The 25,820-nt window shown below is 61.6% G+C and carries 17 protein-coding genes; 10 read left to right on the forward strand and 7 right to left on the reverse strand.

The window, feature by feature from the left end:
• Positions 1-49: 49 nt before the first annotated feature.
• The 4 genes from JJC00_RS26575 to JJC00_RS26585 all read right to left on the reverse strand — a co-directional run bounded on the left by JJC00_RS26575 (position 50) and on the right by JJC00_RS26585 (position 4,525).
• Positions 50-757: a hypothetical protein gene (locus JJC00_RS26575; RefSeq protein WP_200468822.1), complete on the reverse strand. Its 708-nt coding sequence runs from the start codon at positions 755-757 to the stop codon at positions 50-52.
• 357 nt (positions 758-1,114) lie between these two features.
• Positions 1,115-1,465 carry a hypothetical protein gene (locus JJC00_RS38310; RefSeq protein WP_349643514.1) on the reverse strand — a complete coding sequence of 117 codons (351 nt, stop codon included), beginning with the start codon at positions 1,463-1,465 and terminating at the stop codon, positions 1,115-1,117.
• 85 nt (positions 1,466-1,550) lie between these two features.
• A complete protein-coding gene (locus JJC00_RS38315; protein WP_246773930.1) occupies positions 1,551-2,558 on the reverse strand; it encodes a substrate-binding domain-containing protein in 1,008 nt (335 codons plus the stop codon).
• A gap of 464 nt (positions 2,559-3,022) precedes the next feature.
• On the reverse strand, positions 3,023-4,525 hold the full coding sequence (locus tag JJC00_RS26585; protein ID WP_200468823.1) for a substrate-binding domain-containing protein: 1,503 nt from the start codon (positions 4,523-4,525) through the stop codon (positions 3,023-3,025).
• 494 nt (positions 4,526-5,019) lie between these two features.
• Here JJC00_RS26585 and JJC00_RS26590 point away from each other — a divergent pair, with 494 nt between their 5' ends.
• The 4 genes from JJC00_RS26590 to JJC00_RS26605 all read left to right on the forward strand — a co-directional run bounded on the left by JJC00_RS26590 (position 5,020) and on the right by JJC00_RS26605 (position 11,077).
• On the forward strand, positions 5,020-5,949 hold the full coding sequence (locus JJC00_RS26590) for a peptidylprolyl isomerase (RefSeq protein ID WP_200468824.1): 930 nt from the start codon (positions 5,020-5,022) through the stop codon (positions 5,947-5,949).
• A 51-nt stretch (positions 5,950-6,000) separates the two neighbouring features.
• The gene (locus JJC00_RS26595; protein ID WP_200468825.1) at positions 6,001-6,915 is read left to right on the forward strand and encodes a glycosyltransferase family 2 protein; all 915 of its coding nucleotides are present in this window, start codon (positions 6,001-6,003) and stop codon (positions 6,913-6,915) included.
• Between the two features lie 45 nt (positions 6,916-6,960).
• Positions 6,961-9,147, forward strand: a complete 2,187-nt coding sequence (locus tag JJC00_RS26600; RefSeq protein ID WP_200468826.1) for a glycosyl hydrolase family 28-related protein — start codon at positions 6,961-6,963, stop codon at positions 9,145-9,147.
• Positions 9,148-9,307: 160 nt separating this feature from the next.
• Positions 9,308-11,077 (forward strand): carbamoyltransferase family protein, encoded by a 1,770-nt coding sequence (locus JJC00_RS26605; protein WP_200468827.1) that lies wholly within the window; start codon positions 9,308-9,310, stop codon positions 11,075-11,077.
• Between the two features lie 100 nt (positions 11,078-11,177).
• Here the strand turns inward: JJC00_RS26605 and JJC00_RS26610 are convergent, their stop codons facing one another.
• Positions 11,178-12,611 carry an MBOAT family O-acyltransferase gene (locus JJC00_RS26610; protein WP_200468828.1) on the reverse strand — a complete coding sequence of 478 codons (1,434 nt, stop codon included), beginning with the start codon at positions 12,609-12,611 and terminating at the stop codon, positions 11,178-11,180.
• Entirely contained in the window at positions 12,611-13,588 is a 978-nt protein-coding gene (locus JJC00_RS26615) for a hypothetical protein (RefSeq protein WP_200468829.1), read from the reverse strand. The genes JJC00_RS26610 and JJC00_RS26615 overlap by 1 nt, the downstream gene beginning before the upstream one ends.
• 513 nt (positions 13,589-14,101) lie before the next feature.
• On the opposite strand from JJC00_RS26615, the gene asnB reads away from it, so the two are divergent.
• The 4 genes from asnB (at position 14,102) to JJC00_RS26635 (ending at position 20,246) form a co-directional block, all read left to right on the forward strand.
• Positions 14,102-15,886 (forward strand): asparagine synthase (glutamine-hydrolyzing), encoded by a 1,785-nt coding sequence (gene asnB / locus JJC00_RS26620; RefSeq protein WP_200468830.1) that lies wholly within the window; start codon positions 14,102-14,104, stop codon positions 15,884-15,886.
• Between the two features lie 10 nt (positions 15,887-15,896).
• On the forward strand, positions 15,897-17,063 hold the full coding sequence (locus JJC00_RS26625) for a glycosyltransferase (protein WP_200468831.1): 1,167 nt from the start codon (positions 15,897-15,899) through the stop codon (positions 17,061-17,063).
• 368 nt (positions 17,064-17,431) lie between these two features.
• A complete protein-coding gene (locus JJC00_RS26630; protein WP_246773931.1) occupies positions 17,432-18,982 on the forward strand; it encodes a glycosyltransferase WbuB in 1,551 nt (516 codons plus the stop codon).
• A gap of 25 nt (positions 18,983-19,007) precedes the next feature.
• Positions 19,008-20,246 carry an acyltransferase family protein gene (locus tag JJC00_RS26635; protein WP_200468832.1) on the forward strand — a complete coding sequence of 413 codons (1,239 nt, stop codon included), beginning with the start codon at positions 19,008-19,010 and terminating at the stop codon, positions 20,244-20,246.
• Positions 20,247-20,399: 153 nt separating this feature from the next.
• On the opposite strand, the gene JJC00_RS26640 is transcribed toward JJC00_RS26635, so the two are convergent.
• Positions 20,400-21,665: an oligosaccharide flippase family protein gene (locus JJC00_RS26640; RefSeq protein ID WP_200468833.1), complete on the reverse strand. Its 1,266-nt coding sequence runs from the start codon at positions 21,663-21,665 to the stop codon at positions 20,400-20,402.
• Between the two features lie 329 nt (positions 21,666-21,994).
• Between JJC00_RS26640 and JJC00_RS26645 the strand changes: the two genes are divergently transcribed.
• Together JJC00_RS26645 and JJC00_RS26650 are read left to right on the forward strand one after the other, a co-directional pair.
• On the forward strand, positions 21,995-24,493 hold the full coding sequence (locus JJC00_RS26645; RefSeq protein WP_200468834.1) for a tetratricopeptide repeat protein: 2,499 nt from the start codon (positions 21,995-21,997) through the stop codon (positions 24,491-24,493).
• 30 nt (positions 24,494-24,523) lie between these two features.
• The gene (locus tag JJC00_RS26650; RefSeq protein WP_200468835.1) at positions 24,524-25,786 is read left to right on the forward strand and encodes an O-antigen ligase family protein; all 1,263 of its coding nucleotides are present in this window, start codon (positions 24,524-24,526) and stop codon (positions 25,784-25,786) included.
• Positions 25,787-25,820 lie beyond the last annotated feature (34 nt).

Here is a 25,820-nt window from a genome sequence, read left to right on the forward strand (position 1 = left end):
TATGGCGGCCGGCCAGAATGGCCCTAAAGCTTGATGAGATTGGGCTGCCCTAGCGCTGGCCCTGGTTGGCAAACGGGCTAAGCAGACCCGGCGGCAGCTTGAAATTCGCCGGCTGCGCGCTCTTGTTGATCGTCAGGCTCTTGCTGGCGCCAGGGTGGACGTCGGAAGCCGGGGTCAGCCCACCTCGCGGAGGCGGGACCGGCATGGCGACCGGAACGGGCGGCGGCCCTGCAAGCACCGGTCCGCCCGGCGTCGCGCCGGCCTTCATGTCGGGCGACGGGATGTCCAGCACGGTAATATCGAGCCCTCTTGCGAACTCCACCTGGCGCCGCTCGACCGCCCGAAGGGTCCATCCTTTGTGGTTTTCGCCTGCTTTCAGCCGGACCACGGACTTGCTGGCGGAATCAATGAACAAGCCGATCTTTTCGCTGCCGACGATGGTGCCGAGCAGAGAGAGCTGCGGCTTCTCGGGTTCGGCCGGCGGCGGCGGAGCTGCCTGCACGGGCGCCGACACGACGACGGGTGCGGGCGCCGGCGGCCGTCGCGTGGGCGCAAACAGCGGCCGCTCGCGGCTGGCCGTCAAACGCCCGAGCGGGATAGCCCACAGCGGGTTGTCGCTGAGCGCGCGTTGTGCGGTCGGAGGTTCTGGCGGCCGTTCGACAGTCGCGGGCGCCGGTGCGACGGCGGGATCCGGAGCCGGGCTGGCGGGCTTCGTGGCAAACAGATCATCGCGTGACTCGGCAGCGGGAGAATCCATCGAACCTGGCGCGCTGACGGCGAACGCCCGGACGCTCCCCCCGGCAAGGACGCCAGCGAGCAAAGCAATGAATAGGCGCATCGACATGGCACTGACCGTCCCTGATCGGACCCGAGCGATAACCGTCATGAATATCAATCATGTGACAATTTGCGAACAGGGAACCGATGCGCCAGGCCGGTCCGCCAGATCGCAGGGCATGGGAGATTAATGCGCGCGCGCCCTATCATCCGTCGCCATCACATCTACTGGCGGCACGATGTTGGATCAAAGCCGGGCGCGCTTCAAAAAAAACACCCGGCGCGAGCCGGGTGCAAAGTGTTGTCGATCATCGATCAGGTTGAGACCTGACAGCGATCAGTAAGCGCCGACCTTGCCGGAGCAGCTGCTGCCGTTCAGGCCGTTGGCCGGGTCGTTGAGGAGCGTGTAGATTTCGCCCTGCCAGACCGCCGGAACCTGAGCGAAGCCGTTGTCGTTCATGATCGCTTGCGACCCGCTGCCGTAGACGTAGTCGAGGAAACCTTTGAACCAGATGAACGCGTTGTTGCCGTTCGCATGCGTCTTGTAGCACTGGTACATTTCGATCCACGAGAAGCCGGAGATCGGGTACGAACCGGCAACCACCGGGTTCGGATTGACACCGTGCAAGCTCCAGGTCAGCGGGTTCGGACGGCTGGTGCTGTCGAACTGCGGAATGACCGTCGACATCGCCTTCTGGGCACCCTGGAAGGTCGGCGGCTGGAACTTGCCGGTTGCAGCGATGATATCCCACTGGGACTGGAGATTGGCAGTACTACCGCCGTGACGGCTCCCAGAAGTCCAAGGAGGCGTAGCCGATCGCACCGTTTGTGTAGGCGACGAATGAGACTAGAGCGCTGCTGCCACTCGTACCGACTTCATAGCCATCGACGGCGAAGGAATTACCGGCGAAGTGGCCCCCTCCCGGGTTAGCAACGGTGTTGCCGCATTGGTCGGTCGGGAACTGATCCGGCCAGTTGACTACGTTCGCACCGCGCGCGACAAGCGGGGTGGTGCAGGCCTGCGAACGATCGGTCCAGGGGAACGCGTACGACACGACGGTCGCATCGCTTTCGTTGTTCGGCCCGAACTCGTAGCGGCACTGTTCAACCAGCGCATTGGAGAGCAGGAAGGTGGTTCCGCTGCCGTCCCGACGATGCACGAAGGTGATGTTGCCGGTGCCAAGCGTGCCACCGTTGAGCGTGGTCAGGATCGCGTTGTTCCACTTGGTGATGTGGCCCGAGGCGATGCCGCACATCGCGTTACGCGACAGGTTGAGGCCGCTGCTGCCACTGGGCGGAGTCGCCGGCAGGACGTTCAGAGTGGCGCCAGCGCCGTCCTTGCCGTTCAATCCAAACGCAACGGCGCCGATGACCGCGGGAATCTGAATGAGATTGCCGAACTTCGACTGCGGGCTGGAGGCGCCGCCCGTGTTCCAGGCGGTCATGTCGGCCGCGTTGACGACGTCGTCGCTGCCGATGAACTGCACGCCATCATAGTCGGAGATGTTGTTGATGCCGAAGTTGCTGCTGGTGTAGGCGGGAGCGGACTGGGCCGGGACAGTCAACCCGGCTGACGGCGTTCCGATCTTAGTCTTGTCGTTGGTGCGCAGCACGGTCTTGCCGTTGCCCGAACCCGTCGCTGCATAAAGAATCGCGCCGCCGATGCCGCTGGTGTTGAAGCCACCGCAGCTCGCGGCCTTGGCCATCGGACCCGGCTTGCCGGGGCTGCCCTGGGCCTGAGTATAGATGCAGTCCATCAACTGCCGATAGACGATCTGCACAGACGTCGAGCCGGCACCAAACGCAACCGACTGCGCCTGCACGCCTCCAGAAGCGACGCTCACCGACGCAAACGCAGCCGAGCCCATCAGTAGAGCCTTCATTTTTGGCATATCAAAGTTTCCCCTGTTCTTACGGATAGACCGCAGCAGCCGAAGCGAGCAGATGTCGGCGATGATACGCTGATGTTATGTTATATATATTACAGGGAGAATGATACCGTAATTGCTCGCGACGCGCGTGTGAAGCGAATGTCATGCATTGAGGTCTGATCCGAGCCGTCAATGTCGTCCGTATATAACAGGCCCGACATAAAAACATTGCAGCGCGCAGCTCTCCGGCAGGCGACCTCGTTTGTCGCATCGAGAGAAAATCAAACAAAGCTGGCTCTGCAAGAAAAATGCACCCGGCGCGAGCCGGGTGCAAAGTGTTGTCGATCATCGATCAGGTTAAGACCTGACAGCGATCAGTAAGCGCCGACCTTGCCGGTGCAGCCGCTGCCGCCGATGCCGTTGGTCGGGTCGTTGAGGAGGGTGTAGATTTCACCCTGCCAGACCGCCGGAACCTGAGCGAAGCCGTTGTCGTTCATGATCAAAGCTGACCCGCTGCCGTAGACGTAGTCGAGGAAGGTCTTGAACCAGATGAACGCGTTGTTGCTATTCGAGTGCGTCTGGTAGCACTGGTACATTTCGAACCAGGAGAAGCCGGAGATCGGGTACGAACCGGCAACCACCGGATTCGGATTGACACCCTGCAAGCTCCAGGTCAGCGGGTTCGGACGGCTGGTGCTGTCGAACTGCGGAATGGAGGTTGCCATCGCCTTCTGCGCACCCTGGAAGGTCGGCGGCTGGAACTTGCCGGTCGCGCCGGTGATGTCCCACTGCGACTGGAGGTTGGCAGTCTTCAGGCCACCGGCCTTGACGGGCAGCCAGAAGTCCTGGGACGCGTAGCCGATCGCACCGTTCGTCGAGGTGACGAGGGTGACGAGGGCGCCGCTGCCCGAGGCGTTGGCGAAGGTGCCGGGGCTGGTCACCGCGTTGCCGCACTGGTCGGTCGGGAACTGATCCGGCCAGTTCAGCTGGTTCGCACCGCGCGCGAGAAGCGGGGTGGTGCAGGCCTGCGAACGATCGGTCCAGGGGAAAGCGTACGACACGACGGTCGCGTCGCTTTCGCTGTTCGGCCCGAACTCGTAACGGCACTGCTCAACCAGCGCGTTGGAGAGCAGGAAGGTGGTGCCGCTGCCGTCCTGACGATGCACGAAGGTGATGTTGCCGTTGCCGAGCGTGCCACCGTTGAGCGTGGTCAGGATCGCGTTGTTCCACTTGGTGATGTGGCCGGACGCGATGCCGCAGAACGCGTTACGCGACAGGTTGAGGCCGCTGCTGCCGCCAGCCGGGGTCGCCGGCAGAATGTTCAGAGCGGCGCCGGTACCATCCTTGCCGTTCAGACCAAACGCAACGGCGCCGACGACCGCGGGAATCTGGATGAGATTGCCGAACTTCGACTGCGGGCTGGAGGCGCCGCCCGTGTTCCAGGCGGTCATGTCGGCCGCGTTGACGACGTCGTCGCTGCCGACAAACTGCACGCCATCATAGTCGGAGATGTTGTTGATGCCGAAGTTGCTGCTGGTGTAGGCGGGAGCGGAAGACGAAGGCGTTCCGATCTGGGTCTTGTCGTTGGTGCGCAGCACGGTCTTGCCGTTGCCCGAACCCGTCGCGGCATAAAGAATCGCGCCGCCGATGCCGCTGGTGTTGAAGCCACCGCAGCTCATAGCCTTGGCCATCGGACCCGGCTTGCCGGTGCTGCCCTGGGCCTGGGTGTAGATGCAGTCCATCAACTGCCGATAGACGATCTGCGGGAACGTCGCGCCCGCACCAAACGCAACCGACTGCGCCTGAGCAGACTCGGAAGCAACGCCCATCGCAGCGAACGCAACCGATCCCAAGAGTAAAGTTTTCAAGTTTCGCATAACCTCAGTCTCCCTGTTTGGATACCCCAAGCCTGCTACGATCAGCAGCCGGGCCCCGGAGCGAGGCGGACGCTATCGGCGGTATGTGAGACTTTGATTGTTGTTTTGTGAATTATGATATTCATCTCATCTACAATGAGATCGATCTTCGCGCCGATCCGGCAGCAAGCTCAGGATTTCACGAGCAGAAGCATGGAAACTCTCGCCCGCGCCAAATGTTATCCACACATCAAATCGCATCGTAAAATATGTGGACGCCGTCCGATCGCATCGTCTCTCTTTACGACGCGTGTGAACAAATGCCGGCGGTGACGCAGCCGGCGCGCTTTCACAGACCTGTCTTGTCGACATCACATCACCGTCAATGTCGCATCGTTAAAAAGCACCCCGGCAATCCGATCGCGCCGCACATGATGCCTCGTATCAAAACAATATCGTTCGCCATCGTGTGAGTGCTGCGCGGATAAGACCAGCAAGCAAGAAGGACTTACGAAATGAACGCTCTGCCCGGTTTCCGCATGCCTTACCGCGCAATGACGGCACGCGCCGGCTTAGCTACCGTCTGGCTGGCCGTCATGCTCGGCGCCGGAGCACCGGTATTTGGCCAATCGCCGTCGGCCGATCCCGTCGTCGCCGTCGTCAACGGGAGCCCGATCCATGAGAGCGATCTGGAGCTGGCGGACGAAGTCATCGGCCGAAATCTGCTGGTTCAGGACCCCATCGAGAGGCGCGAAACCCTCCTGAAGATGGTGACCGACGCCGTGCTGCTCGCGAAGGTGGCGACCGATCGACACATAGAGGACCAAGCCGATCTTCAGCGCCGCGCCACTTTCGCGCGCAATCAGGGCCTCACCAACCATCTTCTGAATGTCGTAGGTCAGCAGGCGGTGAACGAGGAGGCCATGCGCAAGGCGTATCAGGAGGTCGTGCTCAATGGGGTGACAACCGAGCCCGAAATGCATCTGCGCCACCTTGTCTTCATGATCGCTCCGCCCGCGGACGATGCCGCGATCAAGGCGGCCGAACAAAAAGCCAAGGCGGCGATGGATCGGATCAACAAGGGCGAGGACTTCACAGCCGTCGTCGCCGACGCGTCCGAGGACCCCGTCACCAAAGCAAGGGGCGGCGACTACGATTGGCGGCAGCGCGGCGAAATGGGCAAGGAATACGCCGACGTGGCGATCAAGCTGAAAAAGGGCGAGGTGTCGCAGCCGTTCAAGACTGCAGTTGGCTGGCATATCCTCAAGCTTGAGGATACGCGTCCACGTAAACCGGCCGACTACGACAAGATCCGTGATCGCCTGGCCGCGATGGTCGCCTCTGCAGCGCAGATCGAGCTCGTGGATAAGGTGCGCGCCGAGGCGAAGATCGAGCGCCTGGACCAGATTCATAAGGCAGACAAGGAAGGCGCCAAAGTCAGGTAGCGCCCCCTGCCCTGCCTGCCAATCCCGCGACATCCCGGCAGTGAGTAAGCGATGGGCCTTGCCGTCATCATCCTGACGCACAACGAAGAGCGCCACATCTTGCGGGCTCTCGCCTCGGTTGCCAAGATTGCAACCGAGGTTTTTGTTGTCGACAGCTTCTCAAGCGATCGAACGGTCGAGTTGGCCCGCGCTCAAGGCGCGACCGTATTGCAGAACCGGTTCATCAACTACGCAAAGCAGTTTCAGTGGGCGCTCGAGAACGCCCCGATCACCGCCTCGTGGATCATGCGGCTCGATGCCGACGAAATTATCGAAGCCGATCTTGGCGCCAGAATTCGCGATGAACTGCCGCGCCTGAGCAACGAGGTCGTCGGGATCAACCTCAAGCGCAAGCACATCTTCCTTGGCCGCTGGATTCGCCATGGCGGCCGCTACCCCCTCCTCCTCTTGCGGATCTGGCGCCGCGGCCACGGTCGCATCGAAGACCGCTGGATGGATGAGCACATGATTCTATGGGGCGGCCAGACCGTTACATTCGATGGCGGGTTCGCCGATCACAATCTCAACGATCTGACGTTCTTCACCGACAAGCACAACAAATACGCCACGCGCGAGGCAATCGACGTGATCAACGAGCGTCATCATCTGTTCGAGCGCGATGTTGATTTGATATCGGAGGAAGGCTCGCGTCAGGCAGCCATCAAGCGCTGGATCAAGGAACGGCTGTACAACCGTATCCCTTATCAAGTCAGCGCGCCGGCCTATTTCCTGTTTCGCCTGATCTTCCAGCTCGGTTTTCTCGACGGTAAGGAAGGTCTTGTCTATCACGGATTGCAGGGTCTCTGGTATCGCTTCCTTGTCGGCGCAAAGGTGGAAGAGCTGGAGGCCGCCATCTCTCATCTGAAAGGTCCGGCGGAAATGCGCGCGGAGCTGCGACGCCTGACCGGCCTCGTCATCGAGCTCTGATCAACATGCGCTCGAACGCCACAATGATTTCAATGGGCACGGTACATGACGCGTAGTGTCGCGGCCATCGTTGCCCTGTTTCAGTTGCTTTGGATGGCGGAGGCAACCGCGCAGCCCGCGATGTTCTGGTTCAACGATCCCGTCGGTCCGGACGAAACAGTGCTCGTCAGCGGCGCCGAGCTCGACAAGATTACATCTGTGACGATTGCCCGAATTGGCGACGGCCCCTCCCGCCAGGAAACCTCCGTTCCGATCCTGCAGGCCAATCCTCTCTCCCTTAAATTCACGATCCCGGAGCAGTTCACGCCCGGGATCTACCGCTTCAGCCTGACCCACCCCCAGGGCACTCTCAGCGGCCGCATCAACCTGCCAACAATCTATTGGACGCAGGGTAACCTCGGCGACGAGGTCTCGCCTTCGGGCTGGCTCCAGGTGTTCGGTCGCAACATCGTTCGCCAGGCAAGCCGTGCACAATTGTTGATGCTGCCCGACGCCGGGAATGCGCCGACGAAAGCCGTTCTGACCAAAGGCGACCTGTGGCGCGGTGTGTTTCGCATCCCTGAACAGGTTTCGCCCGGCCGCTACAGGCTGCGCCTCTCCAACGGAGACGGCGGCGACGCCGAATGGGTCGATGTGGGCAGCGTCGTCGTGCGCTCTCCCGAGGCGAACGCCGTGCAATCCTTCGATGTCCGGGCGTATGGCGCTAACGGCGACGGCAAGTTTGATTGCACTCGCGCCGTCAAGGCCGCCATCGACGCTGCGAGCCAGGCCGGAGGCGGGACCGTGTACTTCCCGCGCGGGCGCTATCTGATCTCGGACATGATCGTCATTCCACCTCGCGTCAAATTGCAGGGGGAACGCATCGATCTGGTCAACTTGGTCTGGCCTAGTCTGGCAACACTTCCGGCCGCACTGATACAGGGAAGGACGCAGTTCTCGGTCGAAGACCTCACAATCTACGCATCGAACCACCCGCACATCATCACAGGGGGCTTTCAGTTCGGCGACGCCCCAATTCCTGACGCGGCCGATATCGCCATCCGACATGTCCGCATTCGCGGTTCGGCCTTCCGAGGTCTCATGGAGGCTGAAGCCACCCTGCAGCAAATGAACGACTTCCGTCGGATCTATCCCGATGGATCTCCCGACACCATTCGATTGAGCGGAAACAGGATCGAAGTATCCGATTGCGACATTCTCGGATCCGGACATTCGCTTCGCCTCTTCAAGGCAACCAATGCGATTGTGGCCCGCAATATCCTGACCAACGGCCGCTATGGCTCCTACTCGATCGTGGGATCGCGTCAGGTCGTCTTTGAAGGCAATACGGTGACTGCCGCCGACCTCCAGGGAACTGGCGGAGGAATATCGACGCTGTCAAAATGGGTCAGCGCATCCGAGAACATTTTCGTCGGCGGCAACACGTTCAAGGCCATTTATGGCTGGGATCGGGAAGCCATGACGTCGGACGGGCCAGGCGGATTCTATTTCGGTCACGCAAACAGCGCTGGTTCGGATCGGCTGTCGCTGCTGGATGCAGCCAATCCGTACCCGGCCGGCAAGGACTGGACCGGCGCCGCCGTCATGGTGGTCAACGGACGCGGTGCCGGCCAATACGCCAGGGTCAAAGCATTCGAGAAAAAGCCGTCCGACTTGTCGGTGGCGCTCGATCGACCGCTCGAGGTGGCGCTGGACTCGAATTCGGAGATCACGATTACCCAGGCGCAGCAAAACTATCTGATCATCGATAATGACTTCGAAGACACGGGCGTCGCCGCGCAGACGTACGGGACGGCGCTTGGGCATGTCATCTCCGGCAATCGATCCAACAGGACCAGCGGCTTTGCCGTCTTCGGACTGTCCTACGACAGTTTCCAGCCCGGCTGGCGGATTCAGATCCTCGACAATCACATACTCGAGGGAAACGTCTACCGGGCCGGACCCGAACGGAGCATTTTCTCCAATGAGGCTTCAATTCTCGTCCAGGCGAACCAGACCGCAAAGGCTCAAGGTCGACCGCCAATGGTGCAGGCGGTGATCGTTCGAGGTAATCGCCTCGATCAGGACGCCCACATCGAAATCAAAGGCTTTGCCGCGACCTCGCCCGGCGTCCGCGACGTGGTCGTCGAAGGAAACACCATGGGGCCATCACGGGTCGGTCTGATGATTGATCGCGGCGTCGCGTGGTGGCTCAGTCGAAGGAACGTCGAAGAACGGCGTATCCAGAAATAGCGCGACGAACCATCCGCCCCTGCCTCGCGCTCCCTCTCGATCAGTCACGGTAATGATAAGTTCCGTTGTTAGTTAAACCTCTGCTCTGGCTGCCATCTCCCGCTGTGGCCGAACGGAATTCCTCTCCGGCAGCCGCTTCACAACCTGAAAGACTGTACCGATGACCGCAATTCTCGGCCTCAACCTCAACCATCCCGATGCCTCCGCGGCGCTCATCATCGATGGCAAGGTGGTCGCAGCTTCGGCTGAGGAGCGCTTCGGCAGACGCATCAAGCATGACCCGTCCTTCCCGCAGCAGGCGATCCAATCGGTTCTTGCCATGGGCGGCATATCCTCAAAGGACCTGGATTTCATCGCGGTCGCGCGCGATCCGTCGCAGAATCGCGCGGCCCAGATCTCATATGTCTTGGGCCATCCCCTTACGGGCGGCAAAGCGGCGCTTGAGCATATCCGGCGGGCCAAGCACGAGCTGAGCATCAGCGAACAGGTCGCCGAGGCGTCCGGGCAGGCCCCGGACATGGTCAAAGCCAAAGTCGTCAACGTGGAACATCATCTGTCTCACATAGCGAGCTCGTACTACTGCTCGCCGTTCGACGGGCTGACGGCCGGCTTCTCCTATGACGGCAGCGGCGATTTCACCAGCGCGATGGCGGCGCGCTGCGAGGGGACACGGATCGATGTGCTCGACCGCGTCAACCTGCCGAACAGCCTGGGCTTCTTCTACACGGCCTGCTGTCAATTCATCGGCTTCGCCGAATATGGCGAAGAGTACAAGGTCATGGGGCTCGCGCCGTACGGCGTCGACAGCTTTGCGGACACGATGCGAGAACTCGTCCAAACGCGGCCCGATGGCTGGTTCAAGCTCGCCGAGGGTTTCTTTGGCATGCACCGCGGCGGCGAAAGCGGAAAGATGGACGAGCGAAATCACGTGGAAATGCTGCGCTTGTTCACCGACAAATGGATCGAGAAATTCGGTTCGCCGCGCCAGCGCGGCCAGGAACTGACGCAACGGGACAAGGACATCGCCCGCTCCTGTCAGGTCCGCTTCGAGGAAGTAGCGATGCATTGCTTCAACAAGCTGCACAATCTGGTCCCGAGCAAGCAGGTCGTTTATGCCGGAGGTTGCGCGCTCAACGGGGTCATGAACGCGCGCCTGTTGCGTGACACGCCTTTCCAGCAGGCATATATGCAGCCGGCCTCATCGGATGACGGTCTGTGTCTCGGTGCGGGCCTGTGGACATGGCACAATGTCGCGGGCGGACGAGAGCGATTCCAAATGACGCATTCCTACTGGGGGCCGGCTCACTCTGATGAGGCGATGCGGCGCGCAGCAGAATCGGCCAAAAATCCCATGCGTGAACTATCGCCCGGCAACGTTCCGAAGGCGGTCGCATCCCTGTTGCACGCCGGGCTGGTGGTTGGCTGGTACCAGGGGCGATCCGAGTGGGGCCCGCGCGCCCTCGGCAATCGCTCCATTCTTGCCGACCCGACCCGCGCCAACATGAAGGATGTGATCAACGCCAAGATCAAGCGAAGGGAGGGCTTCCGCCCCTTTGCTCCGACCATCTTGCAGCCGGCTGTATCGACCTATTTTGAACAGGATGTGTTCAGTCCGTTCATGATGCATGTCGTCAAGCTTCGCCCGGAATGGCGGGAAAGACTTCCCGCCATCACCCATGTCGACGGCACCGGACGGCTGCAAAGCATCGCTCGGGACACCAATCCACTCTACTACGACTTGATCCACAGCTTCGGCGAACTTTCCGGGATACCGATCGTGCTCAATACCAGCTTCAATGAGAACGAACCGATCGTCGACACACCCGAACAGGCCATGAGCTGCTTCCTTCGCACCGGCCTCGACGCCATCTGCCTTGGCCGGTACCTGGTGGTGAAAGGCGAGCATGCCAAGCTGTTGTCGGACGCGTAGGCCGCTGACGCCGTGAATTGGGACGGTTGCGACGCCCCCCTTTTCGTTGTTCGGGTCAGGATACTCACGCCCAACCTTCGCGGCCGGGCGTCGGCCGCGGTCAAAACTGGAAGTAGATGAATTCGGCATGTCCAAAAATGCCGAACAGCACGATGTAATAAGCCAGCGCGACACCGGCAGCCGTTGGCAGCCAGCGCACCTCCCACAGTTCACGAAGGCGCTGCGGCCGAAACGACAGGTGGAAGTCGATCACGAACAGCAGTACGAGCGAGACGGCGAGCATCACCAGTTCGCCGCTCGCGAGATCCAGCATCTTCAGGGTGAAATAGGAGATGGGACCGAGGTCGCCCAGGCTCCGCAGGGCGACGATCGCATTGGCGACGCTCGTCGACCGGAAGAAGACCCATCCCACGAGCACGACGGCTAGCATCCAGGCCCAACCGAGCAGCCGACGAGCGGGCTCGCCGAGCCATGCTTCCGGTTTCGCAAGCCTGATAAAGGCTCGTTCCACAACCAGGCAGACCCCATGCAGCGTGCCCCAGGCGACGAAGTTCCACGCTGCACCGTGCCAGATACCGCTGACCGCGAATACCATGATGAGATTGCGCGCGGTGGAGCCTTCGCTGCCGCGGCTTCCTCCGAGCGGAATGAACAGGTAATCGCGGAACCAGGTTGACAGGGAGATATGCCAACGGCGCCAGAACTCGTTCAGGCTGGTGGCGAAATAGGGTTGGCCGAAATTGATCATGAGATCGAAACCCATGATGCGTGCCACGCCACGCGCAATGTCCGAGTAACCCGAAAAATCGCAATAGATCTGGAGGGCGAAGAGCACCGCCGCGAGCAGTTGATAACTGCCGGAATACTGCGCCGGATTGGCGTAGATCCCGTTCACCACCGACGCGACCACGTCGGCGATGCACATCTTCTTGAACAGGCCATAGCCGACGAGCAACAGGCCGGCGGTGACATTTTTGTAGGAAAGCCGATGCGTGATCCGGAACTGCGGCAGCATATGTGCCGCACGCTCGATCGGACCGGCGATGAGTTGCGGAAAGAAGCTCACATATTGAGCGTAGGTGATAAAGTCGCGCTCAGCAGCAACCCTTCGATTGTATACGTCGAGCGTATAGCCGACCGACTGAAACGTGTAGAACGAAATGCCCAATGGGAGCACCAGACCAAGGGCATAGTCCGGCACCACATACCCGAACAGCCCGATCACGCCGAGCACGTTCGAAATCAGGAAATCCAGATACTTGACCGTTCCGAGCACGCCCAGGTTGATCGACAGCGCGACGATCAGCGCCGCCTTGCGTCCGCCATCGGTCCGAGCCCGCGTCATCATGAGTGCGGTCGTGTAATCCACGATCGTCGTCAATCCAAGCAGGAGTCCGAAGGAAGGGCGCCAGCTCATGTAGAATATATAGCTGGCGATCAGCAGCACCAGCGGCTGGGTTCGCCCCGGCAACGAGAAGAACACCACCAGGAACGTTACGAAGAACGTCAGAAACTCGAAAGAGTTGAAGAGCATCAGTCGAATGCTCCGGTGGCCTTCAGCAATTTGGCCAGATCAGCCGTGTAGGCGCGTGCTCCGGCCGAATTCATGTGCTGCGGATCGGCAAAGAGCGCTGGCGGATACATGAAATAGTCCGGCCCCAACACCCGAATGAGGGGCCGATCCGAGATCATCATCGACCTGGCATAGTCAGCGGCTGGCAGCGGAGCAGCCTCGCCAGCGCGGAAGAAGCCCGGAACAATCATGATCTGGAAGCCATACTGGCTCGCCAGCCGTTCGAGGTGACTGCGAGAGTGAGACTTTTCAGGGATCATCCGTAGCTCAATACGTGTGGGATGATCGGTCGGCAGGGCGTAGTTATCGGGAAGGCGATCGCCCGGGTAATGGCTCTGCGACTTGATGAAGTACCAGCCCCGGTCGCGGAGCATTGCAGCGCGCTGGGTCTCCACATCGCGGCGCGCGTCGGACAGTCGATCCAGATTCTGAAAAGCGAACAGCGCTGCTTCACGTGGCAAGTTACGAAAAGGAAACAGCGTGTTTGCCAACAAATTGTCGTTGCGCAGGGTATCAGCAAACGTATCGGATACGCCCTTGCCGTCCCAAGGGATCGTCAACAGCACGTGCGTGGGAACGTTGCCGGCTTCCAACGCGGCTTCCAGAATCGGTAGAAAGTGAACTTCGCCGGGCAGCCCGAGGTTATACGATCGGAAGCCGGATCCGACGGCCGCATCCAGGTCGGATGGACGCAACGCCGAGAGAAGCTTGCTGTTGCCGAAGGCCATCACCCGATTGCGGTCTTGCGGACCGAACATCCGGCCCTTCACGAGAATATCCAATTTTGCGTACGCAATGACGACCGAGCCCGGCCTGATAAAGGGCAGCATGCCGTAGGCGGTGTACAGCGAGAGCCAGACCGCGCCGAACAACAGCCCGAAGACGACGACAGATTTGAGCCACGGAGCGGCGATCGCGGCCGGCTCTTCTGCATTCACGGCCGATGCGGCCTCCGGAGATGGCAGAGGCGAGCGGACCGTGGCTGTAGCTCGTTCCGATATCTCTGAGCCCAGTGAAATCCGGTCAGAGAGTTGACGCCGGCGAGGCTTGTACATATCCGACGGAACTCACGGGACAGAGCATTGGGACGATCGGGTGCCGGCGGTGGTAACTGGCCGTTCGCCGTGCCCGAACTGCAAGCGAGCGTGCGCCGGCGTGATGCGTTCGGGAGCGGAGAACATGCAGCCCTGTTATCATTCTGTTATGTTTCAGCCGAGGTCCTATCAAACGAACATTACAGTTTGACGATATCGAGGTCGCAGCACTCGATACGTGCAGCGCATTGCCGAAGACGGTAACATTGAGTAGATAAACCGGCCGCTGGTCCGGGCTTCCCTGTCACATTGCGCGAGGACCTGCGCAGGGAGGACGATTCAAGGCGCCGTAACGCACCGTCGCACAATTATTATCATCGTGCATGACAACGTCCCTCGCTGACCGAAAGCTGAACCATGTGTGGAATTGCTGGCGCCTTCGCATACCGTGCAGAGGCGCCCCCCATCGACAAAGCCGAGCTTCTGCGCGTGCGTGACGCGATGGTCGCGCGCGGTCCGGATGGCGCCGGCCTGTGGATGGCCGCCGACGGGCGCGTCGGCTTCGGACATCGCCGCCTGGCCATCATCGACCTGAGCGAAGGCGGCGCGCAGCCCATGCTTGACCCCGAAACCGGCAACTGGATCTGCTTCAACGGCGAGATCTACAATCACCAGCAGTTGCGCGCCCGGTTGAACCACGACGGCGTCGCGACGCGGACTCAATCGGACACCGAAGTGTTGCTCAAGCTCTACGCGCAGCGCGGCGAAGAGATGTTCTCCGACCTTCGCGGCATGTATGCCTTTGCACTCTGGGACGCGAGTCGGCGCGAGTTGCTGCTGGCCCGGGACCCGTTCGGCATCAAGCCTCTGTACGTGGCAGACGACGGCGCCACCGTTCGCTTCGCGTCCCAGGTCAAGCCGTTGCTGCAAGCCCCGGTGGACCGGAGGCCCGAACCGGCGGGCCACGCCGGCTTCCTGCTGTGGGGGTCAGTACCCGAGCCATACACCCTGTACCGCGGCATCCGTGCGCTGCCGCCTGGGCACTGGCAGCGCTTCAGCGCGGCGGGCGCCGGACGGCCGGTCCGGTTTGCAAGCATCGTGGATGCACTGGGTCGCCTGCCCACGGCCTCCGGCGCCAGCACCGACGACGCGCTCGATCAGATCGCCGCAGCGGTCAGGGACAGCGTCGCCGCGCACATGGTGGCGGACGTGCCTGTTGGCGTCTTCCTTTCGGCGGGATTGGATTCAACCATGCTCGCGGCCTGTGCGGCAAGCGTCGGCGAGTTGCGCACGCTGACCTTGGGCTTCAACGAGTATGCCGACGGCCCCAACGACGAGGCCGGACTGGCCGACGAAGTCGCCGGCCTGCTCAACGCAAAGCATGCGCTGCATCGGATTTCAGCCCGCGACTTCGAGTGCGACCGGCAGCACTTGATCGACGCGATGGATCAGCCCTCGATCGACGGCATCAACGTCTGGTTCGTGTCCAAGGCCGCGGCCGCGCAAGGCCTGAAAGTTGCGATCTCGGGGCTCGGCGGCGACGAGCTGTTCGGATCTTACCCGAGCTTCCGGCAGGTACCGCGCCTGGTGAGCCTGATGCGGCGCGCACCGGTCGGCGAACGAACCGGGCTGCTGCTGCGGCATCTGGCTCAACCTTTCGCCTCGGCACTGCCGTCGCCCAAATATGCGGGACTCGCAGAATACGGCCATAGCCTGTCGGGGGCATATCTGTTGCGGCGGGCCCTCCACATGCCGTGGGAGCTTGCGCAGCTGATGGACCCGGCCATGGCCAGAGATGGCCTGGGGGAGCTCGCGACCATGAACCGCCTCGATGCCAGCACCGAGGGTCTGGAGAGCGACCGGCTGGCGGTCTCCGCTCTCGAGATGCAGTGGTACATGCGCAACCAGCTGCTGCGCGACGCCGACTGGGCGGGCATGGCGCATTCGCTCGAGATCCGCGTGCCCCTGGTCGATCTGCAACTGCTGCAACACTTCGTGGAGCTTCCGGATTTCGACGCGAACAGCGAAAAGCGCACCATCGTCAGGCGCGTCGCGCCCGAATTGCCGGAAGGCGTGCTGAACCGGCCCAAGACCGGCTTTGCGGTGCCAATCCATCAGTGGCTCAATCCCGGCGCGAGCACCGGCGTCACGCGGCATCGCGACTGGGCGATGACGCTGTATCGACATTTTGCCGCAGCCTGAGGAGACACCAGTGAGGCTGCTTCACGTCATTTCCTCCGCCAATCCCAGCAATGGCGGGCCCATCGAGGGCGTGCGCCAGCGTGGCTTGCGACTCCTGGAGATGGGCCACCAGGTCGAAGTAGCGTGTCTGGATGATCCCAGGGCGCCTCATCTGGAATCCTTTCCGTTACCCGTGCATGCGCTCGGGCCACCGCGCGGCGGCTATCATTTCTCGACGTCGCTCCGGCCATGGCTGCGCGCCCACGCCGGCGGTTACGACGCGGTCATTGTGAACGGTATCTGGCAGTACCACAGCTTTGCCGTTTGGCAGGTCATGCGCGAGCTGAGGCAGCCCTACGTCGTGTTCACGCACGGCATGCTTGATCCGTGGTTCAAGCGGAACTATCCGCTCAAGCATCTGAAGAAGTGCCTCTACTGGCCCTGGGCCGAATACCGGGTTCTGCGCGACGCTGCGGCTGTGCTGTTCACGAGCGAGGATGAGCGGTTGCTTGCGCGCCGCTCGTTTTGGCCCTACCGGGCGCAGGAGGTCGTGGTGTCCTACGGCACGCGATTGCCGCCGCAGGACGCGCCCCCGCTACGAGAGGCTTTCCTTGGCGCCCATCCCGAGTTGCGCGGCAAGCGGGTGTTGCTCTTTCTCGGGCGGCTGCACGCCAAGAAGGGCTGCGATCTGCTTGTCGAGGCATTCGCCCGCGTGGCGGCGGAGGAGCCTTGCCTTCATCTGCTGATGGCCGGGCCGGACCAGACCGGCTGGGTCAGTCAGCTCAAGGCCCGGACCCGCGCTTTGGGCGTGGCCGATCGTATCTCATGGCCCGGCATGTTGCAGGGCGACGCCAAATGGGGCGCGTTCCACAGCAGCGAAGCCTTCGTGCTGCCCTCCCATCAAGAGAACTTCGGCATCTCGGTCGCCGAGGCCCTGGGTTGCGGCCTGTCCGTGCTGATCTCTGACAAGGTCAATATATGGCGCGAGGTTCAAGCGGCCGGCGCTGGTCTTGTCGCCGAAGATTCGCTGGCAGGCACACTCAAGAACCTGCGCGCATGGCTGGCCATGTCTCCGGAAGACCGGGCAGCCATGGGCCGACGAACCCACGACCTGTTCGCGGATCGGTTCAGTGTTGACCGGATGGCGACGGCATTGATCGATGTCGTGCGTGCGGTGCAAGCCTCTCAGCGCTCGTGACCTGAGGAACCGGTATTTGTTACGGTTCAGGCGACCGGATCGACCTCTGAAGTTGCCGATGACCCGCGCTGGGATGTCGCGATCTTTCGTCATCTGGAACGCGTGATCCAGATCGCCGAGACGCCGTAACGGGCAGTGATGGTGCTGCCTCGCAACGCCTGCAACGCCCGGCTTCGCCGCCGCGATCCGTGCCCAGCCCGATCTCGATATGCCGCCCGCGCGGGGTCAGGCTTCCGATCGCCGTGTGTTGCACCGATCGATCTAATTCCCGGGATCGCCGTGCCACGCCCGCCACTTGTTACTTGTCGTATCGTTATTACGATAACGTCACACAAGAAATGATATCAGACATAACAATACGCAGGAGGATGCTCGCTGAGGTCGATCCTATCCAGGATCATCTCGGACTCGGCTTCACCCCCAAGACACGCTCCGGCCTGCAGGCGCACGACCGAACCCGTAACCGGCTCGGCGGGCTGGGATTTGTCGCGGCCGGTCGAAGCCTTTCGCTTCGACCGAAAATGAGGACGGTCATGCGGGTGTTGGTGATAGGGATAAATTATGCTCCCGATCTGATCGGCGTGGCGAAATACAACACCGAATTCTGCGAGAGTCTCGCCAGTTGGGGTCACGAGGTTCGCGTCGTCGCCGCCCCGCCCTATTACCCTGACTGGAGCATCCCACCGGGGTATCGTTCGAGATGGTATCGCCATCAACGCCTGAACCATGTGGACGTCATTCGGGCGCCGATCTACGTGCCAAGCCGGCCTTCGGGTCTCAAGCGGCTGCTTCACCACGCCTCTTTCATGCTTTCGGCAGCCGTCCCCGTTCTGTCTAGCGCGCTCTGGTGGCGCCCCGATATCGTATTCGTGGTGGCGCCATCCCTGCTTTCTGCGCCCATGGCGGCATTGGCCGCCAGGATGACCGGCGCATCCTCCTGGGTTCATGTTCAGGACCTCGAAGTCGACGCAGCCTTCGAGGTCGGGCTGCTCCGCAGCGGCGTCACGCGCAGGCTGATGCGTACGGTCGAACGGTGGATACTGCGTTCGTTCGACCGTGTTTCGACCATCTCGATACAGATGGTGCGCCGCCTTGAGCACAAGGGCATCGTGCCTGCCAGATTACGCGAGTTCCGGAACTGGATCGATACCAGCATCGTCGTGCCGGGAAGCAATCAAACGCAGCTCCGCTCGGAGCTGCAGCTGGCGCCGACCGATATCGTGGCGCTCTACTCCGGAGCCATGTCGAACAAGCAGGGGCTTGAGCTGATCATCGAAGCCGCCGCAGCATTGAAGGACAGCCAGCCCTCGGTAAAATTCGTTCTCTGCGGAAATGGCCCAGTCAAACCGGCATTGGTTCAAATGGCTACCGGTCTGCACAACGTCCGCTTCCTTGATCTCCAGCCACTCGATCGGGTCTCGGAGCTGCTCAGCACCGCCGACATTCAGCTCTTGCCGCAAAAGGCCGAGATATCGGACCTGGTGCTGCCGTCCAAGCTGGCCGGCATGCTTGCATCCGGCCGACCGCTCATCGCGATGACCGAGCCTGGTACGGGCATTGCGTCGGAGGTCGAAGGTGCTGGCCTCATCATCGCTCCGGGCGACGCCGGCGCGCTTGCTGCGGCCGTCACGATGCTGGCCGAAGACGGAGCACTGCGGGATCGCCTCGGCGCCGTCGCGCGCGCACGCGCCGAGCAGAAATGGGATCGCATCTCGATCATCCGTTCGCTCGAACACGAATTCATGTCCCTTCCGCAGCGGGCCGCCACACCTGCTCCGCGCACCGCGCCGTTGGCGACGCCGGTTCGCTCGATCGAACATGTCACGACGGGCAGCCGCCGCCGGCCAGAGACGTCGGGGTGGCCGCCTTCAAGAGAGCCCTTGCGTCCGCGAGCCAGGGGTGTCGGCTCTGAACACTAGCAAGACTGGACGGGGATCAGTACTGATGACTTCCGCGCTGCCCAAGGGAGAATGCATCTCCGCTCGGATGGAGTCCGTTGAGGGCCATTCAACAGGTTTCGACTACCTCAGGATACTTCTCTCTACGGCCGTCCTCTTCATCCATAGCAAGACGTTTACGCTGGGCGCCGATGTCCAGACCTTCAAGTCGCTGGTTAACTCGACGGTTCGCCTCGGTACGTTTTCCGTGGCGCAGCCCCCCATCTACCAACCAATTATCTGGGCCGTGGTGCCGGCTTTCTTCGCCCTTAGTGGATTCCTTGTTTCAGGAAGTCTGCATCGTTCAAAGACGACAATCGGCTTTCTGTTGCTAAGAGCGCTGCGTATTTTCCCGGCACTTTGTGTCGAGTCGCTTCTCGCAATGCTGGTGCTCGGTCCGCTCGTGACCAGCTTCACCTTGGCCGCGTATTTCAGTGATCCCCTGTTTCACGCATACCCTCTCAATATCATCGGCGATATCCAATATTATTTGCCCGGTGTCTTTCTCGGCAACCCTGTGCCGCGGGTCGTGAATCTGCAGCTCTGGACCATCCCAGCGGAGATGTACTGCTACGTAATCCTCGCGACCGTGCTCGCCCTGCAGCTGGCGCACTTGCGCCTGACCGTTCCGCTCATCACCGTGGCGACGTTCATCGGCCTGCTGGGAATGCAGGCCTTGGGCATTCATGCGCCCGCGGATTGGTCTGCGGGTGACGGGAGAGTGCAGATCGAGACTCTCGTCCTCGCGTTCATGACCGGCGTGTCCTTGTTCGAGCTCAAGGACAAGGTTCCGTTGCGAGCTGACCTGTTCGCTCTGTCGGTCGTGCTTTCCTACGCCCTGCTCTGGGGCGGAGCGCTGCAATATCTGGCGATGATCCCGATCGCCTACGCCACCGTCTTCGTCGGACTCTCCAACTTCCGAGAGACGTTCGTCAATCGGACGGGCGACTACTCCTACGGAGTGTACCTGTATGGACTGCCGGTACAGCAGCTCCTCGTCTACCTCTTTCCGGAGAACAAGAACTGGCTGCTCAGCTTTGTCATGGCCTATGTCCTCAGCTTGGTGCTCGCGGCGTTGTCCTGGCATCTCGTCGAATCAAAGGTCCTAGCGAAGAAGAGGATCATCGTGGAGGCTGCCGAAAACTTCCTGAGACCCATATCATTCCGGTTACCATGGGGGCCCGCAGCCAAGCCGGTCCCCGCTCCACCCATCGCGATGGTGCCGAAACCGGCCGACTTGAGCTGACAAACGCTCCGGCGCCGGCGCTCGAATTCCCCGGTACCGGGACGCAGCGCTGGACGACACCGCGCTTCTTGATCGGCATTGGCGGACGTTCCTTACGTTCCGAAAGCGTCATTTCGGGACAACAAGGTGGATGCTCTCGTTTCGGTTCGGCCCTTAGCGGTGCAGATAGCGATATCCGACATAGAGCCCAACGAGATTCAACACGACCTCTCCCGCCACGAAAGCATAGACGCCAAGCATGGAAACCAGCATGTAACTGACCAGCATTCCCGCCGCCGAGCCGATCGCCAGAGCTCCGGCGGCGAGGCCATACTCGCCCGTCGCAGCCAGGGCCTGCATCATCATCAGCAACAGCGACATCGTGAATATCGTCGGCGCGAAGCCGGCGATGACAATCGCAGCCCGGTGCAAGCCAGAATCCGGCACCTGCGCAGCGATGCCGGCGACGACGGTAACGCCGACTGCAAACATCGCCGCGCAATAGAGCGCCATTCTCTGTGCCCCGAGCATACTGCCGAGGCTCTGCTTTCCGGCTGCCGACAGTTTCTCGACGAGGCTCGGGAATTCTACCCTCAACACGAACCCTACGATCTGGGTCGATGCCGTCACGATCTGCTTGGCGTACACGAAAAGGGCGGTCGTCTCGGCGCCGAGATAGACCGTGCTCAATACCAACTGAACGCGCATGTTGACCTGCCCCGGCAAGATCTGGAACGACAGGGCACAGCCATCTGTCAGTGCCCTCGTCAAACCCGCACGCGTCACCCTGTGAAACCGAGGGTACCAGCCCTTGCGCGCCAGCGTTGTCCATTGCGCGATCAACGTCGCGAGATAGCCTATGGAAAAGGCGCCGCCCAGGATCGCGCCCGCTGCCGCAGCCGACCTGTGGGCCGCCAGGGCGAGGCCGACCCCGGTGACCAGGTAAGCCGCCGATCCCGTGATTCCGCTGATGCCACTAAGTCTCAGGCCGTCGAGCAGGCCAACCCCGTTGACGGCCCACAGCAGCAATCCGGGCAGCGCAAGGGCGAAGTACCATCGCGAAAACTCGTCAGACGAGAGCCGCCAGACATACACGGCTGCAGCCGCACCGACGATCAAGGCCACCGCGATCCTTATTGCGCTGGTCTCGCAGAATACCCGCCATACCTCGCCGCTTGCCTCTCGACCGCTCGGCAAGCGGGCGACTGCCCGGGCAAGGGTCGTACTCGCACCGGCGTCAACGAGGACGATGCACAGAATGGCAAAAGAGTAATGCGTGCCGAATGCTGCGAGAAGCTCGTACTCCCCTGCGGCCACGAGCACGGTCTGGACAATGAATATCGCCCCTTGACCGAGGCCGAACCCGGCGACCAGCAGCCCGACGTTGGCAATCTGCTTCCATTGGCCATGGACGGCTCTCACCCAACCGGCGGCGCGCATTTGTGCAAGCCGGTATCGAGACGCCGCAGGGCTCCGCGTTCCATTCGAGGCGTTGGAGCTCGCGACACTTGTTTCAAGCATGATGTTTTCCGGGGCGGGCGTCGTTATCTGAACCTTCGGCTGGCAGCGTCGATGTAGACCAATGTTACACGAAATGATACCTCGCATAACCGGTCCGACGACAGCTCGCGGATCATCGCATAGCTCGCCGCTGAAGCCGCCGATGTCACAGTCTTGTGCAATTCGGAACGTAAGGAGTGGGGTCGGGTCAAGCAGAGCGGGAGTTCGTCCCGGCCATCGGGCCTTTGAGGCAGTGTGCGGTTCGAGCGATGCGTGACGAGCGACGGATATTGGATCGGGCGCTGTCCTTGCATGACAAAGGGGAGATCGCCGCCGCCGCCAAACTGTATCGACGCATCATCGATGCCAACCCCAATAATCTTCACGCCGTGCACTTCCTTGGCGTGGCCGAGGCAGCGGCGGGAAATATTGACCGCGCAAAACTGCTGATGACACGATCGTTGCAGTCGAAGCCGGTCAACGTGGAGTTCATTGAGAACTACGCGGCCGTGCTCCACCGGGCCGGCGAGCATGACGAGTTGGTCCGGCTGTGCCAGCACGGGCTACAATTCGCGCCGACCAGCCTGGGACTTCTGCATGGACGCGCGGCCGGGCTTTTGGCAATGAGCCGCCATCCCGAAGCCATCGAGCAACTGACACGCCTGTTGGCACATCACCCCCGGCACTTTCCGGCCCACTTCATGCTGGGTTCGGCGCTGGCGAAGTCACGCCAATATGAACCGGCACTCGCCTCGTATGACCAGGCATTGCAGTTGAACCCACGGCTCGCGGTGGCTCATCTCGACAAGGGAACGATCCATTTCGCGACCTCCCGTTACGACGACGCGCTCTCGGCTTATGACAACGCCCTCACGCTGCGGCCCGATCTTGCGGCAGCGGCGCTCGGCCGCTGTTACACGCTGATCCAGCTGGGCCGGCACGACGAGGCTCTGGCCGCCGCGGACCACACATTGAAGCTGCAACCCGACCTCCCCGAAGCATGGGTTGGCCGGGGCAACGCGCTCCTCGATCTCGGTCGCCTCGAGGACGCTGCGGCAGCCTACGACCGTGCGCTCGCCATCGGGCCGCACCTCGCGTCGGCCTGGTCCGGGCACGGCAATATTCTCCTTCGATCGGGCCGTCAGCGGGATGCGGAGGTCGCGTTCGATCGCGCCATCGCTGCGGATGCCGCTTTCGCCGAGGCCTGGCTCGGCCGCGGGACCGTGTTGCTGTCCCTTGGCCGTCATCGCGATGCGGCGGCGGCTCTCGACCACGCCATCGTCCTGAATCCCGGCCTGGTGAACGCCTGGCTGGCGAAGGGTCAGGTCGCCTACCTTGAGAAACGTTATGACGACGCGTTGGTCGCCTGGAACAGGGCTCTCGACCTCAATCCGGGTCAGGCCGCCGTGGCCGCCGCCTGTTTGCGCGTCAAGTTGCATCAATGCGATTGGACGGATTTCGAGAGTGGTTGTGCCTCGGTAAGGTCATCGGTCCGAAGCGGGAAGCTCGTCTCACCGTTCATGTTCGTCGCGATTCCGTCCACATCGGCCGAGCAGCTTCAATGCGCGCGCTCATGGGCCGAGAACAACTTCCGCCTCCGGAGTTCGCCGGTCTGGCGCGGCGAGCGCTACAATCACGACCGCATCCGCATCGGCTATCTCTCGGCCGATTTTCATCAGCACGCGACCTCGCAACTGATGGCGGGCGTCTTCGAACATCACGACAGGACGCGCTTTGAAGTCACGGCGATCTCGGTCGGCCCAAACGACGGCTCGGACATGCGCCGGCGAATCGAAGCCGCGTTCGAGCGCTTTGTCGACGCCAAACCGCAAAGTGACGCTCAAATCGCCGAGCTTGTCAGGGCTCTGGAAGTCGACATCCTCGTCGATTTGAAAGGATATACCCAGGATGCGCGCACCGGCATCTTCGCCATGCGTCCCGCCCCGATCCAGGTCAACTATCTCGGCTTTCCCGGCACCATCGGTGCCGGCTTCATCGACTACATCGTCGCAGACCGAAACGTCATTCCCGAGCACGATTTCGATTGCTACGCGGAGAAAATCGTCTGGCTTCCCGAAAGCTATCAGGCAAACGATCGCGACCGTGCAATTGCGGATACGATGCCTGTCCGCGTCGAGCACGGCCTTCCGGATGACGCTTTCGTGTTTTGCTGCTTCAACGACAACTACAAGATCACGCCCGACGTGTTCTCATCCTGGATGCGGATCCTCGCCGCGGTGGAGAACAGCGTGTTGTGGCTGTTCGAGGACAATCCGACGGCCGCGGACAATTTGCGCCGAGAGGCGCAAGCAAGAGGCGTCGCGCCGCGTCGTCTGGTTTTCGCCCGACGGCTCCCCACTTCCGCGCACCTGGCGCGGCACCGTTGCGCGGATCTTTTCCTCGATACACTTCCGTACGGCGCTCATACGACCGCCAGCGATGCGCTCTGGACCGGACTTCCGGTCGTGACCTGCCTCGGCGACTCATTCGCGGCGCGTGTCGGCGCGAGCCTGCTCAACGCGATCCGCCAGCCCGAACTGATCACGACGACGCCAGCGGCGTACGAGCGATTGGCGATCGAGCTGGCGAACGATCCCGCCAGGCTCGCGACGCTGAGAGCGAAGCTGGCCCGCGATCGACTGACGACACCTCTGTACGACACGAAGCAGTACACGCGTGATCTGGAGACGGCATACGCGGCCATGATGGAGCGGCACATGGCAGGATTGCCACCGGACCACGTCCGGGTGCCGGGAACCGCCGTCTGACAAGAGCACCCCGCAAGAGGGACGATTTCCTTGAACCGACCAGGATCTTTCGTCGATCGATCGACGACCAACCCGGGCCAGCATCGATTGACCGCTGGTGCTGCCGCAATTTTCCGCGCTCGCAGCGCTCCGACGATTGCAGTCATCGGCTCTTTCTGGGTGTGGTGCGGCCTGCTTTGCTTCCCCATGATTGATCTGAACCCGGACTTCGCGGACGCTCCGACTTCGTTCGCCTTAGGCGGCACGGTTCTGATTGGCCAGATTACCGGAATCGCGCTGTTCATCACGACGGTGTGCTTGGTGCACACTTCGCGCGCGCTCGCCAGCCTGGGGCGATTGAGCCTCGCCCAGCTGGCGATCATTGGCATCATCTACCTGTCCGTTGCCCTGCAACTGCACGATGAAGAGGCGGCGACGTTCGTTGGCGTTGTCTACACCATTCTGCTCATGCTGACCGCTTTGATGCTGTCTGTCGTATGGACGCTGCCTCCGGACGATGTGGAAACCTGCATGAACGTGGCATCCATCATATTTTGTCTGTTCGGCATCTCCGCGCTGGCCGTCCTGGGATTACCGCAAGGCCGCAACGTCGGGGGTATTCAGCCAAATCTTTTTGCCGCACCGTTGCTCGCAGGCTTCATTCTGTCGCAGTTTCATGCAGGGAAAACGGGCATCTTCGTCAGGATCCTGTGTATCTCGATGGCCGCTCTCGTCAGCTCGCGGTACGCCCTGATCGGCTGCATTTCCGCGTTTATCGTGCATGACTTGACCTTCAATTCCCTACGCCCGTGGAAGGTTGCCGCTGCAATCGTTGCGTTGCTGTTGTGCATATTCCTTTGGCCGCAGATTGCCACCCTTCTCGCGCTTGACGATTCCAGTCGAGATCTGTCTTCAGGATTCACAGGACGGGACGAATACTGGTACGCGGCCCTGGCGACGATCATGGATCATCCGCTCGGCATCGGGTTCAAGCGCGCGTCAGCTTTCGAGTCCGGGCACAATGGCTACCTGAAGACGCTGGTGGAATTCGGAATCGTCGGGGGCGGATTGATAATCCTCTTTGTCGGTTGCGTCATTGCCGCTGCAGGCGCCGAGGCGGTGCGATCAACGGGGAAGGATCGGCAGCAACGCCGCTTTGCCTGTGCCCGCTTGGGCGGATTGGTCGCGCTGGCGTTTGGGGCCTTCTTCCAACCGCAATTGTTCAGTCTCGGCGACGCGTTCGGTGTCTCGCTCCTGTTGCTGCTGTTCAGACCCGAAATGAAGCCGGCATCCGGTCGCGCCGCAATCGCGTGAGCGCCCACCGCGCAACGATCAAGAGCTGATTTCG

The sequence above is a fragment of the Bradyrhizobium diazoefficiens genome (assembly GCF_016616885.1).
GTDB classification, from domain to species: Bacteria; Pseudomonadota; Alphaproteobacteria; order Rhizobiales; family Xanthobacteraceae; genus Bradyrhizobium; species Bradyrhizobium diazoefficiens_F.

Bases quoted from the DNA above. Each gene is read 5' to 3' on its own strand.
- JJC00_RS26575 (WP_200468822.1), bottom strand. From the start codon at position 757: ATGGATTCTCCCGCTGCCGAGTCACGCGATGATCTGTTTGCCACGAAG.
- JJC00_RS38310 (WP_349643514.1), bottom strand. From the start codon at position 1,465: ATGTCGACGGTCATTCCGCAGTTCGACAGCACCAGCCGTCCGAACCCG.
- JJC00_RS26585 (WP_200468823.1), bottom strand. From the start codon at position 4,525: ATGCGAAACTTGAAAACTTTACTCTTGGGATCGGTTGCGTTCGCTGCG.
- JJC00_RS26590 (WP_200468824.1), top strand. From the start codon at position 5,020: ATGAACGCTCTGCCCGGTTTCCGCATGCCTTACCGCGCAATGACGGCA.
- JJC00_RS26595 (WP_200468825.1), top strand. From the start codon at position 6,001: ATGGGCCTTGCCGTCATCATCCTGACGCACAACGAAGAGCGCCACATC.
- JJC00_RS26600 (WP_200468826.1), top strand. From the start codon at position 6,961: ATGACGCGTAGTGTCGCGGCCATCGTTGCCCTGTTTCAGTTGCTTTGG.
- JJC00_RS26605 (WP_200468827.1), top strand. From the start codon at position 9,308: ATGACCGCAATTCTCGGCCTCAACCTCAACCATCCCGATGCCTCCGCG.
- JJC00_RS26610 (WP_200468828.1), bottom strand. From the start codon at position 12,611: ATGCTCTTCAACTCTTTCGAGTTTCTGACGTTCTTCGTAACGTTCCTG.
- asnB (WP_200468830.1), top strand. From the start codon at position 14,102: ATGTGTGGAATTGCTGGCGCCTTCGCATACCGTGCAGAGGCGCCCCCC.
- JJC00_RS26630 (WP_246773931.1), top strand. From the start codon at position 17,432: ATGCTCGCTGAGGTCGATCCTATCCAGGATCATCTCGGACTCGGCTTC.
- JJC00_RS26635 (WP_200468832.1), top strand. From the start codon at position 19,008: ATGACTTCCGCGCTGCCCAAGGGAGAATGCATCTCCGCTCGGATGGAG.
- JJC00_RS26640 (WP_200468833.1), bottom strand. From the start codon at position 21,665: ATGCGCGCCGCCGGTTGGGTGAGAGCCGTCCATGGCCAATGGAAGCAG.
- JJC00_RS26645 (WP_200468834.1), top strand. From the start codon at position 21,995: ATGCGTGACGAGCGACGGATATTGGATCGGGCGCTGTCCTTGCATGAC.